At 36.9% G+C, this 14,751-nt stretch carries 7 protein-coding genes; 4 read left to right on the top strand and 3 right to left on the bottom strand.

Annotation, left to right across the window (positions count from 1 at the left end):
• The first annotated feature begins 20 nt into the window (after positions 1-20).
• Entirely contained in the window at positions 21-947 is a 927-nt protein-coding gene (locus CIL05_RS16865) for an LCP family glycopolymer transferase (RefSeq protein ID WP_095656717.1), read from the top strand.
• An 88-nt stretch (positions 948-1,035) separates the two neighbouring features.
• Here the strand turns inward: CIL05_RS16865 and CIL05_RS16860 are convergent, their stop codons facing one another.
• Positions 1,036-1,869 carry a DUF6574 domain-containing protein gene (locus tag CIL05_RS16860; RefSeq protein ID WP_095656716.1) on the bottom strand — a complete coding sequence of 278 codons (834 nt, stop codon included), beginning with the start codon at positions 1,867-1,869 and terminating at the stop codon, positions 1,036-1,038.
• A 21-nt stretch (positions 1,870-1,890) separates the two neighbouring features.
• Positions 1,891-3,309 (bottom strand): TcaA NTF2-like domain-containing protein, encoded by a 1,419-nt coding sequence (locus CIL05_RS16855; protein ID WP_095656715.1) that lies wholly within the window; start codon positions 3,307-3,309, stop codon positions 1,891-1,893.
• Between the two features lie 702 nt (positions 3,310-4,011).
• Between CIL05_RS16855 and CIL05_RS16850 the strand changes: the two genes are divergently transcribed.
• From CIL05_RS16850 to CIL05_RS16840, 3 genes are all read left to right on the top strand, one after another.
• Positions 4,012-5,838, top strand: a complete 1,827-nt coding sequence (locus CIL05_RS16850; protein ID WP_095656714.1) for a zinc ribbon domain-containing protein YvbJ — start codon at positions 4,012-4,014, stop codon at positions 5,836-5,838.
• A gap of 586 nt (positions 5,839-6,424) precedes the next feature.
• The gene (locus CIL05_RS16845) at positions 6,425-11,524 is read left to right on the top strand and encodes a S8 family serine peptidase (protein ID WP_095656713.1); all 5,100 of its coding nucleotides are present in this window, start codon (positions 6,425-6,427) and stop codon (positions 11,522-11,524) included.
• Positions 11,525-12,396: 872 nt separating this feature from the next.
• Positions 12,397-13,557, top strand: a complete 1,161-nt coding sequence (locus CIL05_RS16840) for a hypothetical protein (RefSeq protein WP_095656712.1) — start codon at positions 12,397-12,399, stop codon at positions 13,555-13,557.
• 677 nt (positions 13,558-14,234) lie between these two features.
• Here the strand turns inward: CIL05_RS16840 and CIL05_RS16835 are convergent.
• Positions 14,235-14,696 carry an S-ribosylhomocysteine lyase gene (locus CIL05_RS16835; RefSeq protein WP_095656711.1) on the bottom strand — a complete coding sequence of 154 codons (462 nt, stop codon included), beginning with the start codon at positions 14,694-14,696 and terminating at the stop codon, positions 14,235-14,237.
• Positions 14,697-14,751 lie beyond the last annotated feature (55 nt).

The raw sequence follows: 14,751 nt of genomic DNA, 5'->3' as shown, positions 1-14,751 counted from the left end.
GAACATGAAGGGGAATTTTTATGAAACGATCAGAAATGAAGAAAAAACCCAGGAAATTATGGTTGAAAATACCACTGATTATTATCCTTTTATTAGGAGTAGGAATTGGTGTTTATGCTGTGTCCGTTTATAATAATGCAAAGACTACAGTTAATGAAAAGATGCATGAACCGGTAAATTCAATTGAGCGTGAGGTTGTTAAAAAGAAAGTGAAAGCGACGGAGCCTTTGAATATTTTGTTGCTCGGTGTAGATGCTCGTGCAGGCGATAGGGGAAGATCTGATGCATTGATGGTTCTTTCTTTAGACCCAACATCTGATTCCATGCAGTTGGTCAGTATTCCGCGTGATACACGGACAACAATAATTGGAAAAGGGTTTGACGATAAGATAAATCATGCCTATGCATATGGTGGCGTAGATATGTCAGTCGCTACAGTTGAGAATTTTTTGGATATCGAATTGGATCATTATGTACGAATGAATATGGAAGGCCTGGAAGAATTGGTCGATGAGCTTGGTACAATTTCCGTAAATAATGAAATAGCATGGAATGATGGGACGTATGATTTTGGAATCGGTCCGGTAGAGATGGGTGGAGACAAAACGATGCATTTTGTTCGTATGCGTAAACAGGATCCAAATGGTGACTTTGGTCGTACTACACGACAACGCCAAGTGATCCAGGGTATTGTAGAACAAGGTGCTTCCGTTGGTTCCATTACCAAAATAGATAGTATGCTAGCTATTCTGGGAAATAATATGGCAACAAGTTTAGATTTTGCTGATATGAAAAAATTGTTAACTGGTTATAAAGATACAAGGAAGAACTTTGTCAGTTATCAGATGACAGGAAGTGGAACGAATATTGATGGAATTTATTATTTCATTGTGCCGGACGAGGAGATTGCCAAGGTACATGGGATGATAAATGAGGTAAATTCATAATATAATCTTAGTTTTTTATTAAAACTAACAAAAGTAAACTCCCTATTGGAAGCTTGAAAATACTTCGAATAGGGAGTTATATTTTAATTTAAAAAGGGAAGGAGTTGAAATTACGTTCAAGATCCTCAACCATGTTGGTGAGTATAGATTCTCCAAAAATGTAATAAATTAGGCTGATTAATAGAATAGTTGCAAAAGCAAAATACACCTTCTGCCCCTGATTATTGATTTTTGAAGCTTTTTCATAGACAAATAATACTGGCAAAAATACTAATGATAAACTGGTTGAAAGAACCAGTGGAAATACAGTTAATTGAATGGAAGCCATAATCCCGCCTACCATTGCAATTATATTCAGTGCTGTAAATGGAACAAATAAACTTCCATACTGGGCAATAATTGCTTTAAAGGATTCCTGATTTTTGACCGTCTTAATCATTATAAATGCACTACCAAAAGAAATTACCAAAGCAATAATCGCAACGAACACTAATCTGGAGTTTACTGCAAAAAACGGGAGACCCGTACTCATAAAACCTCCAAGTGCTGCCTTCATGAAAGAGTTTGCCAGTAAATACAGGCTTAAAGAAAATGTAATAGCAAATAATACTAGTGTTACCAATCCGTTTACAAAATGGTTTTCATTCGAGTTAAAAGCTTGTGTTGGATTTTTGATTAAACTTAAAAAATAAGCCCAGTATTGAGCAAGCCCACTCTTTAGGGCTGTAGTTGTCTGTTGGCCTTGCTGTTGCTGGTTAGTTACTGTAGCTGCAGCTTGGTTCACAGTAGAATTGACAGGTGCCTGCTTTATTGATTCATTACCTGATACTTCACTATTTTGTACAGGCTGTAATGTTCCCCCACATACGCCGCAAAATTTCCCGGATTCCTGTTGATTATTACATTTTGGACATATTAGCATGATAAATTTCTCCTTTTTCACTTAATTATCTCTGTTTGTTTCAACATAATCGATCGTCGTTATTTTATAGGTGTCATCTGACAGGATTAGTGTGTAGATTTTCTTGCGGTCATAGTCTATTTGTTCATCAAGATGATTGGTAAATGTAAATATTTCATTTGTTGTAATTTCCATCTTGGTGTCACTAATAGAATCAACGCTTAACACTTCGTTAGCTTCAAAATCATAGTGATAATCAGTATTTTTTAAATCGCCGATATAGATGCGAAGTTCTTCATATGCTTCACTTTCTATCTCTAAATATGGCTCTATCAAACTGAAATCCTTTGAGTTTAATGCTGATTCATATGCATCACGGAAGTTTAGTACCATTTTCTCCGGGTCATTATTTTCAAAGTCAGATGAGGCTACTTCTGTGTCGGGCTCATCTTCTACACTGCTTTCATCAAAGTAAAACGAAAGGCCATACCAATCTGTTGTTTCTCCAAGTGTTAAAACGTCGGATTTAATATTATCCCCGTTTGGACTTTTCCATTCAGCATGCATTTCGAGATCACTATCATTTGGGATAGGCCCTAAAAAGTCGAATTCACTAAGTTTTTTTTCGGTATTTTCCCCATTCAAAAATAAATAGGCATCCATCTTGTTCGTGTCGATAGGATAGGTTTCTCCAGAAAACTCAATATCTAAATTTGCTTGTTCTGCATGCTGTACTTCAAGATCCTCATTGTACTCAAATGTCCCGAAAATGTTTTCTGCGCTTGCATTTACCGTGTAGTCACCAGGGTAAATTTGAACCAATTCATTCGGTTCAGTATCTTCCAGTGTATTGGCTACATCGTTTATGATGACTTCAGTTCCTTCAATATTTGTAGATGCCATTAGCTTTGTTGGTATTGCTTGGAAAGAATATTTTGTATAAAGACCTAGTAAAACGGAATCTTGCTTCATGGTAAATAGCTTATCACCATATTGACTTGTAATTAGTTGATTTAATTGATAGTTATTTTCTTTTTGCCCCTCTACAAGCTGAAGAAACTGATTTTTCACTGATTCCCATTCGAAATCTTTTATGTATTGAAAATAACCTTCCTCGTCCAGTAATGCAGCATCATTGAAATGAATCAAGCTGATAAAAGTATTTGCATCGTCACTGGATATTGCTTGATCCATTGTTTTTAAATCCTTCATTGGATCAAAATACGAAGCTAAGAATTGGTGAGCACCAAAAAGAATAATACATACGGAAGCAATAACGCCTATAAACCATTTCGTCTTTTTAGAAATTGGCTTTTTTTGTGGTTGATGTACGCTTCTTTGCTGCGAACTTGTAGTTGTAACAGCAACAGGTTGCTCAGGCTCCTCTTGTTTTGCCCCACACGCTGTACAAAAATGAAGGCCTTCTTGTAATTCATTTCCACATTCTGTACAAAATTTCATTTACAATTCTCCTTTCTTTTAAATAATTTGAACTAAGCCCATAGAACTATAATGCCATATTATGAAGAAAATACCAATACAAAATTAATTATAGGTATATAGATTCAAATATATATATATTGTAAACAGGGTAGAGTTTATAAAATACTTATATAAATATGTGGGCGTATGATAGAGAATTTAAGGGGGGAGGCAGCGTGCCTCTGCCTTTTGTAATGTGTAGGGTAATTTTACATAGCCTGAGGGGCAAGCTGTGGTGGTTGAGAGATAATATAAAAAGCTGAGAGAAGACCTCAATTAGTTGAGAGATAAACTTAAAAGTTGAGAGATAACAATGAAAACATCGGATTTCTCTCAACTTCAGCATGCGATCTCTCAACTTCACTGGCCTGTCTCTCAAGTTCAGCATGATTTCTCTCAACTTCAACCCGTTATCTCTCAACTCCAGGGTATGAAGTTTCATTTTATGCGGATTGGTTTAGAAGAACAGGAACATTGAATCTAAGCCTATCAAATTGGGTATATCGAATTAATTACATTCTATAAATAGGAAAATAGACTTAACAAACAACAAAGAATAATCTATAATATTTTTAGGTGGATAATTTGGAGAATTATGCCAACTGGCAATCTATTTTTTTACAACAAGAAATGCTGAAGTAGGATGTATATAAAATTTACATAAAAAGAGGGGCATTAACGATGAATAAATTTTGTGAAGAATGTGGGAGTCCGATAACTCCGTCTTTGAATTTTTGTCAGCAGTGTGGACATCAATTAGAGCAATCAAAACAATCGAATCAGGCTACAGTTCCTACTACGGAAAGGCAGCCGAGGAAATATTCAAAAAAGCAAAAAATAATAATGAGTGCTGCACTTACGTTAGCTGTTATTCTTGGTGGTTTCTACATATGGGGGAATTCGTATACTTCCCCTGAAAACACGGTCGAAAGATTTGTTAAAGCGTTGCAGGATGAAGACCATGCTGCTATTAGAAAACTAACTGGTTTAGCAAACGGCTCGTCACTCTCTGAGACTGAGGCAAAAGCATTCATATTACTGGCTAAGGAGAAAAGTGATTCTGTTCATTTTAATACGCTTAACCTTGAAGAGTTTTCGTCTGAAAATGAACTGTTTTACATCACCAAAGACGGAAAATGGATGGGGATATTTGATCAATACAGCTTTGTTTTAAAGCCTCAATATGTTGAATTATTCCTTCCTTTTGCAGATGTAGAGAATACATTAAATGGAAAGGAATTTCCGATATATGAAAATGAAGATAACCGCATTGTATATGGCCCAATTGCTCCTGGGATATATCAATTAAAAAGCAGCTTCAGTGGTGAGTATACGAAAGTCGATTCAGAAGAAAAAGTCATTGTTGCGGATACATCCAGTGATTGGATTTCACATGATGTCGAGCTATCTGCGGATTATGTAACGCTGGAACTTTATAATGTGAATGGTGTACCAATTGAAAATGCATTTATAGAAATAAATGGTCAAAAAGTTATGTTTAATGAGGATTTAAGAATTGAGGAACTTGGTCCCTTGGAATTAGATGGTTCCGTCTCAATTACACCAACTATTGAAACAAAGTGGGGGAATGTAGAGTCCGACAGTTTCTCTTTGGAAGGAAATTTTCATGAAATAGAAGTTAATACAGTCAGTGAAGCACTGATGGGTGAACTTTCTGATGTGATTTTGTTATATGGGGAAGAATATGTACATGCAAATGCTAGCTACGACGAAAAAGTATTTACATCGATTACAGATGAAATGAGAGAAGATTTTCAATCGAATTTTCAGTATTACAGAGAAAATAATGAACACTTTTCAGGTCAATTGGATTCAATAGAAATCAATTTTGACGAACTACAGTTTACTGACGGTTCACATGCTTCTGTTCCAGCTAAGTTTTATTTTACATCTGACATGCATCGTGCGGATGAGCAAGCTGATGTAGATGAAAGAATAGATCATTGTGATGTTGAAATCTTTTTTGATGCGAATACAAAAGAGTGGCTTGTAAACTCCAGTTATTCTGTTGGCGGCTGGTATAGTAATGAGTTTCATGCTACGAAAACAATAGAAGGTTCCAAGGAATTCTATGAGGCTAGCATAAAAGCATCATCTTCCGAATCAGAAGTGGCAAGTATTCAAGTTTCAAATGAAGAATTAGACAGTTTAATTGAGCAGGTAACACTGGATTATGTCTATCAATTGGTTGAGGCGATCAATTCGAATGATTATGAAAAAGTAAGTCAATATATTAAAAAAGGCAGTGCATTGAATGATATGCAGAAAGATTTAGTTGAGCGCCTAAGTGATGAAGGAATGACCCAGGAGGTAATAAATGCCTCTGTTACAAGTATTGAAGAAGTAGATGGTAAATGGATCGTAACCACAGACGAAACAATTAAGTTGATATACGAAAGCGGGAAAGAAACTACCAATGATTATACTTGGAAATATACAGTGGAAAAAGAAGGGGAAAGTGTGGCATTGGTTGATATCGGAGATTGATTGTTGCAGGGTTTGATTTTCCCGAATTTTGCCGAATATATTACTGGAACTTATAAAGCTGTTGGTTTTAATCACTGATTTAATGGTGATAAAACTGGCAGCTTTTTTGTTCTGTCTCTCATTCCGTGAAGTAGAGAGAGAGCTTATGGAAGTTGAGAGACCCTGGTGAATAGTTGAGAGAGAAGTTCTAAAAGTTGAGAGATCCCTGTGAATAGTTGAGAGATAACTGTATAATCTTGATTCTCTCTCAACTCTGTGGCATAGTCTCTCAACTTCGGGAGATTCTCTCTCAACTTGGGCGATTCTCTCTCAACTCCCTAAGAATAAGGGGCCTGGTAATGATTTGCCAATGATCAAACTTTAGAAATAGCACCAAAGTACCTGAATCAACTAACCCCGCTTGCATTATACATACTATTCTACTATCTTCACATAAAATCCCCTTTATTCGACATTTTCCGACAACATCACAATATCATGTTTGTTATAGTAAGTGGATACTTATATAAAAATTTTGAAAAGGATGTGAATTTATTATTTTAAAGTGAAACATGACAGGTGAAATCTGAAAAGTGGAGGGGTGCAATTGAGGGAGATAAGAAGAGATTTTTGTAAAAGGTTAAGTGTAGTTACGTCAATTCTTTTAATAGTTTCATTAATTATACCTGGATTTGCAGCTGCGCAACAATCAGAAGTTCCATATCAATCATTAAAAAATAATAGTTTAGATACAACAGCTAAAATAAATGATAGCGTTCTTGAACAGTTTGAAAAGGAAGAAAAAGTTACCTTTTTAGTTAAGTTTAAGGGAAAAGCGAATACAAAAGAAGCTGCTGAACAAGCGATTCAAAAAGCAGAACAAGAAAACTTAACACAGCAAAAACAAATTTTCACCCAACGTTCTGCTGTGGTTACTGAATTGAAATCAACTGCCAAAGAATCACAGCAAAATGTTGAAGTATTTCTGGAAGAAGAAAAACAAACGGGAAATGTAGAGGATGTTCAATCTTATTTTATCGTTAATGCCATGGCGGTTACTGCTACAAAAGAGATTGCAGAAAAAATTGTTGCATTTTCAGAAGTAGAAAAAATACTTAAGGATGAAACGCGTCAGCTAATTAAACCGGAAAAAACGGAAATATCAGAAGAAACTGGTGATACGGTTGAATGGAATATAGAACAAATTGGCGCACCTGATGTATGGAACATGGGTGTAGATGGCACAGGAACGGTTGTTGCCACAATTGACTCCGGTGTCCAATGGGATCATCCGGCACTAAAAGAAAAATACCGGGGATATAATTCCCAAACAGGAGAAGTAAACCATGATTACAGTTGGTTTGATGCTACTGCTGGTCTTGAAGAACCATATGATGATCAGGGTCACGGTACCCATGTTACTGGAACCATTGTAGGTGGAGAGAGCGGTGAATTAAATCAAATCGGTGTAGCCCCGGGAGCAAAATACATCGCTGTTCGTGCATTTACAGCTGAGGGTGGTAAAGATAGTGACCTTTTGGCTGCTGCGGATTGGATTATGGCTCCAACTGATTCAGAGGGAAATGAACGAATTGACCTTGCTCCGGATATTGTCAACAATTCATGGAGTGGAGGACCCGGGAAAGACGAATGGTATCGAGAGGTTGTTCAAGCTTGGAGAGATGCACAGATTTTTCCTGTGTTTGCTGCCGGGAATGCAAGCTTATTAAATCCGGGTGGTCCGGGATCGATTGCCTCACCTGCAAATTATCCGGAATCATTTGCAGTAGGTGCAACTGATAGTACCAATCAGATTGCGGACTTTTCTTTTAGAGGGCCGTCTCCTTATGACGAAATTAAACCGGATCTTGTTGCACCTGGAGTTGCTGTTCGTTCAGCAGTACCAGGAAATGGTTACGCTATTAATAATGGAACATCAATGGCTACACCTGCAGTAAGTGGGGTTGCTGCCTTATTAAGATCGGCTGATCCTTATATTCCGGTTTCTCATATTGAAGATCGTTTAATGGAAACAGCCACTCCTTTAACAGATGAAGAACACCAGGATTCACCAAACCATGCTTATGGAGAAGGATTAGTAAATGCTTTTGAGGCTGTAACATCCGTAATTGATGGAACAGCAACAATAGAAGGAACAGTAACCAGGATAGGAGAAGATGAAGAAAGAATTACTTATAAACATGACCCTTCTTTAGAAGCATATCAAGATACAGATTTGGAGATATCAATAAGGGTTATGGATGATGTTGCTGTAACAAATGTTGAAGTTGAATATCAGGATACTGAGGGCAATTGGCATTCATTTAATCCTGCTACCCAAGTTTCCGGTGATCATCGTGATGGTGTATATACGTTTACGATACCGGGAGAACATATCGGAGAAGGGAAACTAAAATATTATTGGTGGATGAATGATTACTCAAACAAAAGTGTTCTGACCTCTTCACAGACTGTGGAAGTAATTCCTGGTGAGTCGATTGGTTACTCCGAGGACTTTGAGGATTCAGCAAAAGGATGGTTCTCGTTTGGTGAAAATGATACATGGGAGAAAGGCAAACCAAAATCGGGACCTGAAAATGCTGTTTCAGGCGATCATGTTTATGCAACTAACTTAGCTGGAGAGTATAAAAATGATTCCGATGCTACTTTAGTAATGCCGCCGGTAGTGGTGCCTGAAGATGGGGCACATCTCCATTTTAAACAATGGCATAATTTGGAGTTATTCCAAACCTCCGGTAACCCGTATGATTTCGGTTATATAGTTATTTCATCCGATAAGGAAGAATGGACGAAAGTAGCTGAGATGGATGGTTATACAGATGGCTGGGAAGATGTTGCTATTGATCTATCTGAATACAGTGGTGAAAGAATTTATATAGGATTTAACCTATATTCCAATTCTTACACGACAGAAGAAGGCTGGTACATTGATGATGTATCTATTTCAGATAATCTGGATAATGGTATAACCATGTCAAATCGTACTGCAGATAAAGGGGAGATAGCGGTTGAAGAAGGACAGTTGCCATTAGATGCTACCGTCTCGATTCTTGAAACTGGGCGAACTGCTCAAACCGATCCATTGACCGGGATGTATTCTTTCATTCATATTCCGGGAACGTACACATTAGTGGCTGAATCCTATGGTTATCAGTCTAAGGAACAAACAATAACAATCGCTGAGGATGAAGAAGAAGTTTCAGCGGAATTTATATTAGATAAGCTGCATCAAGCAACAGTAAGTGGGCAAGTAAAAGACGAATCGGGTATTCCAATTGAAGATGCAACCCTTTACGTTGTAGAGGATGCGAATATTAGTCCAATTGATACGGATAAATTAGGTTACTTTGAAACAGATCTTTTTGAAGGGGATTACACGTTAAAAATAGTTGCTCTTGGCTATAAGAGTACAGAAATTGATGTTGACGTTGTAGAAGAAGATGTCGATCTCTCGATAGAATTAGAAAAATTATACACCTATCCTGGAGATGAAATTGCTTATGACGATGGAAATGCTGAAAATGCACGTGTCTTTTACGATGCAGGGAGTGGCTGGGCTGTAAAGATGTCCTTACCGGATGATAAGGAGTCTGCCGTAGTTACAGATGGTGTTTTCAAATTCTGGGGCGAGGAATTTCCTAATCCGGGAAGAAAGGCATTTGCTGTAGAAGTCTGGGATGCATCCGGTGTGAATGGCCTCCCTGGTGAAAAAATTGCCGGCCCAATTGAAGCAGAAGCAGTAAGAGATCAGCATGATTGGACAGAAATAGACTTGAAAGAGCATAATATAGTCGTCAATGATGATTTTTATATGGTATATATCCAAACACAAGTTAACCCATATGCACCTGCATTAGCGGTTGATGAGGATTATCCATTTGCTGAAAGAAGCTATCAGCTGGTAAATGGTACATGGTCACCTGCCCCGGTGGAAGATGGGAACTATGTGATCCGTGCTAAGGTAGATTACGAGGTGGATGTACCAACTATTGCAGCACCATCAGAAGGTACTATTACTGCTGAGTCAAATGTGACAGTAGAAGGTTTTGCTTCTCCATCTACTACAATGAAAGTAATGAATAATGGAGAGGAAAAAGGAATTACAGAAACCTCATCAGATGGTGAATTTGTGATGGATGTTGAATTGCAGGAAGGGGAAAATGAACTCCAGGCGATAACAGTGATAGATGGAGAGGATGCTAAAGCATCGGATCCTGTCTCGATTGAATTAGATACAATAGCCCCTGAATTGACAATCGATAGTCCGGAAGATGGTCATGAAACAGACCGTGAAACGATAACAATAGAGGGTACAGTTTTAGACGAGAATTCTACCCAAGTAACAGTAAATGATGAAACAGCATCAATAGAAGATGAAACATATTCTAAGCGAATCATTCTGGAATCGGGAGAAAATATCATCGATGTCGTTGCTGTTGATGAAGCTGGTAACAGTTCAGAAGAAAAGATTACGGTTATTTCAAAACAACAGTCTGATTTGGAAATAGAAGACATACAGCCTGCCAGTGATTTATATGTGTATCCAGGTGATGAAGTAGAAATTTCATTCACAAGTAATCTGGAGAATGGTATTGCAAACTATGCATTAAAATTACCAACAGAAAATGGATTATCATCTACAGGCAATATGGAAGAAGTAGAACCAGGTGTTTATAAAGGAACATGGAAAGTACCAGCAAATATGGAACTTGATAATGTGTCAATCGAAGTTTCGATAACAGATGAATATGGAAATACAATAGCAGAAGAAGCAAAAGGGAAATTGTTCATTTCATCTGAACAGGTAGAGCGAATTTCCGGTGACTTACGCTATGACACCGCAATAGAAATTAGCCAAAAAGGCTGGGATAGTGCAGATACAGTAGTTTTAGCTCGTGGGGATCAATTTGCGGATGCGTTAACTGGTGTACCACTGGCTCATAAGCTTGATGCACCAATCTTATTAACGCCAAGTAAAAAAATAAATTCAGCAACATTAACAGAAATCGAACGCCTTGGTACAAGCGAAGTCATCATCCTTGGTGGTACAGGAGCTATAAGTGAGGATGTGGAAACTGAGCTTCATGCAGCAGGCGTAGACGTTCGTCGAATTGCTGGAGAGACTCGTTTTGAAACAGCAGCATTTATTGCTGAAGAAGTATCACCAGGAGGAGCAGATCAAGTTGTCATAACGAATGGCATGGATTTCCCGGATGCCGTGTCTGTTGCATCACATGCAGCAAAAATTGGTATGCCGATTCTATTAACATATTCGGATCGACTACCTGAAGCAACCGCGGATGCATTAGAAAATATTAGTGCAACAGAGACAATTGTAGTCGGTGGCTATGAAGTAGTTGAAGAAGAGGTTTTCGCTGAATTACCAGATGCACAAAGACTTCGCGGCCCTGATCGCTATACAACGAATCTAGCAGTCAATCAACATTTCGATGTGAATAACAACCATCTTTATGTTGCAACAGGTCAGGAATTTGCAGATGCTTTAACAGGAGCTGTACTTGCCGCAAAAAGTGATAGTGCGATTGTGTTAGTAGGAAATACAGTACCTTCAAGTACGGCTGAATTCTTAATAGAAAATGAAACCAGCCGACTTACCATTTTTGGTGGAGAAGGTGCGGTTAGTCAAGAATTAGTAGAAGAACTGGAGAATCATTTAATTCAATAATAAATAGTGAGCTTACCTTGTGGATTTGGGGGTGAGCTCAAAGGGTGGTTTGCAAAAAAACAACCACTACCCTGACGGTAGAAATTGCGAGGAGAAGTGTTTGCTGCACTTCTCCTTTTATTTATATCTATTATATGTAATTTATAATTATTTCAAATTTCCGGTTGTTAAAGCGTTAAATGGTTTTTGTTATTAGATTTTGGTTTCAGTCCTAATACTTATTATTATTGATCCTGCAGCCATTTAATTTAAAATAGAAAGTAATTTTAAAATATAAAATCCACTTTTTATACAAATATACGAACCAAATTCCTGATTTATCCGAAATAAAACAATAAAAAGTAAATTTTCCCTAGGTTTCATACCGTTAAAATTCAATTTTAAGTTATTATATTACGAACGAGCGTTCTTGACTTTCGAGATGAAATAACTTATCTTGTATCTAATCAAAGAATAAGATTACATGAAAGGCATGAAAAAATGACAATTATCGTGTTGAGTATTGGCTTAAAGGAATCGAAGGCTACGGTTTCCAGGTTGAATTTCTGCTACATCCCGGAGATGTTAAGGATACAATTCCAAAGGGCGCTGCTTCCATTATCACTTGATTGATCCATCAAACCTGTAGATGGCATGTTGCCAATGATTATTGCTACTAGAAAAGAAGATTTCAAGATTTTATATTTACCACATATGTAAGATATTCCAATTACTGTCAGGCACGAGAATTTCGCTTTGTTCAAACGCTTCATGAGGTAGAATCTTTCTCTGGTCAGTTAACTACATTTTCATTCATTTCAATCAACCCCTCAGAAAATACAGAAGATTTACTACCAATCATTAAAAATCTTATTATTTTAAGGAGATTATTTATGGATCAAAAAAAGGATAGCTATTTTCATTTGTCTTTGGGAAGGTTGTCGCAGGAAACAGATCCTGTTATTCATTATCTGCAAAAAGAAAAGAGAACACGGGATGCGAATGGTAATTGGTTATTATATTTATGTTTACAGCCATTAAAAGATATTCCGAATCTTACAAGAGTAATTAAGGGCTTAAAGAATATCAATTTAGCCGCTATACCCATTGCCGGTACTGTAACAACTATAGTTTGTGCTAATCTTTTTACTTCATGGGAATTAGCTTGGCAAATCCTTTTAACTATTATGGTCGCAATTATTCTATATTTAATAACATTGCCTTTTTATTTACAAAAGATGCTCACATTTTATGACAAGTCATTTCATTATCAAGCCTATATAAAATTCAGAGCCCAGGAATTTCATATAGTTAGCTATGCAGTGGAAAATAACATGTCCTTAAAGTCTTTATATGATTTTATTACAGGGGTCTTAACGAAGCAAGATGAAAACAGCAAACTAGTGGAAATGATAATTGCAAAATTTGAAAAGGAAAAAGAAGAATTGAAAACTGAATGGGATAATGATAAAGCGATATTGGTGGATACAATGAACGAAATGAATGAGGAAATTGAATCTTTAGTAAATGAAATATCAAATAATGAGGATCTTATTCGATATTATTCGGAACTACTTAAAGACGTTAATATTCTACTTTATCGATATTATAATGGTTTATTAGGTTTTTCAGATTTAAAATTTATGTCAGGTATTACACTGTATAAAGCTGAAGGTGATGTACTTAAAAAAATAGCAGATGAAGGTACTACAGGAAAAACTAAATCTATCATTAAGATTGATGATGAAAGATATAAGCACTGGGCAGCCATCCATGCATTTAAGGCAGAAGATAATAAACCAAGGGCAAATGAACCGAGAAAAGGATACTTTGTCGTTTCCTATAAGATTTTAATGTCAGGGGAGTCAGGAGAAAAAACTACTTGGTTACTAAACTTCCATGTGGATAGTGTAGTGAATGTAAAAGCATGGAACTTATTACTAAACGATGATATACTTGATACAAGTGAAACATATAGATTGTTTCACGGAATTTGTTTATTACTACTGAAAAATTTGGATGAGAAAGGACTTGATCAGCATGTCGGTAACTAAGGCACAGGAAAAAAATACTGATAAGGTGAAAGTGATCAATTCACTATCTCAAAAAGAAATAAATGCGCAACGAAGAAAAATTCGTAATAAAAGAATTCGTACTATGAGAAATCGGGTTCAATCCGTTTTAAATGAACAAGATAATAATAAGAGCATATTATGATTCAAAACACTTATCAATATCGGTAAGTGTTTTTTGTTATCCAAAAACCCTACAAGCTGGATAACGTTGCTCAAACTAACCATATTTTTCTAGTACAGATTATACGTGCCTTCATATTAGGACTCTTCGTGTTTAAAATTTATACCGCCTGCATATAATGATACTAACCTAAGTAAAGGTTGGTGATTCAAATGGATAATAAAAATAATGTAATCGAACTAAGTAAGTATCCAAAGAAGGTAAGATCCCAAGATATTGACAAATTGATAGAAAAACGGCGTTTGAATAGAAATGAACGTCTTAACAACCTAAGAAATAGATGGAGTGAAATGTTGAGTAGTGTTAGGAATAAATAATTTGGGTGCCGCCAATGAGTAGACTCCCACCACGGTAATTCTATTTTAACAAAGCACCAAGGACGAACCCGCACCCTAATGAATTACAAATTCCACTTAAAATCGTCAAATAAAAAAGCGAACAGGGCACTTACCACTGTTCGCTCTCATCCTACCCCCTAAAAAACACTATTCCATTCATCTTTTTTCGCAAGCATTTCGCGAGCCAGCTCTTTCGCACCTTCCAGGCTATGGCTTGCTGCCCAGCCGCATTGTACTTCATTACATGCAGGAACTTCTTCAGCTTCCAGCACGTCTTTCAATGTTTTTTCGACTGTATCTAGAATTCCTTCATAGCTGTCGTCATTCAGAACTGTTAAATAGAAGCCGGTCTGGCATCCCATAGGTCCTAAATCTACGACACTATCATGATGGTTCCGGATTAATTCTGCCGTCAGGTGTTCCAGTGAATGCAGTGCGGGCATTTCCATGTGTGCTTTGTTCGGCTGTTTGAAGCGCAGATCATATTTATGGATCACATCACCTTTTGCGCCCTCTGTCGTACCAGCCAAGCGGATATAAGGTGCTTTCACCTTTGTATGATCCAGGTTAAAACTTTCAACATTCATTGTTTTTACCATTATAAATACACTCCTTATCTTTTAATCTATTTTAACATATTTTAATTACTGTTCA

Origin of the sequence: Virgibacillus profundi, assembly GCF_002287375.1 — a bacterium.
GTDB lineage: Bacteria > Bacillota > Bacilli > Bacillales > Amphibacillaceae > Virgibacillus_K > Virgibacillus_K profundi.
This window is presented reverse-complemented; position numbering and strand designations above follow the sequence as displayed.

Coding starts and splice junctions, on each gene's coding strand:
- CIL05_RS16835 (WP_095656711.1), bottom strand. CDS start 14,696: ATGGTAAAAACAATGAATGTTGAAAGTTTTAACCTGGATCATACAAAG.
- CIL05_RS16840 (WP_095656712.1), top strand. CDS start 12,397: ATGGATCAAAAAAAGGATAGCTATTTTCATTTGTCTTTGGGAAGGTTG.
- CIL05_RS16850 (WP_095656714.1), top strand. CDS start 4,012: ATGAATAAATTTTGTGAAGAATGTGGGAGTCCGATAACTCCGTCTTTG.
- CIL05_RS16865 (WP_095656717.1), top strand. CDS start 21: ATGAAACGATCAGAAATGAAGAAAAAACCCAGGAAATTATGGTTGAAA.
- CIL05_RS16855 (WP_095656715.1), bottom strand. CDS start 3,309: ATGAAATTTTGTACAGAATGTGGAAATGAATTACAAGAAGGCCTTCAT.
- CIL05_RS16860 (WP_095656716.1), bottom strand. CDS start 1,869: ATGCTAATATGTCCAAAATGTAATAATCAACAGGAATCCGGGAAATTT.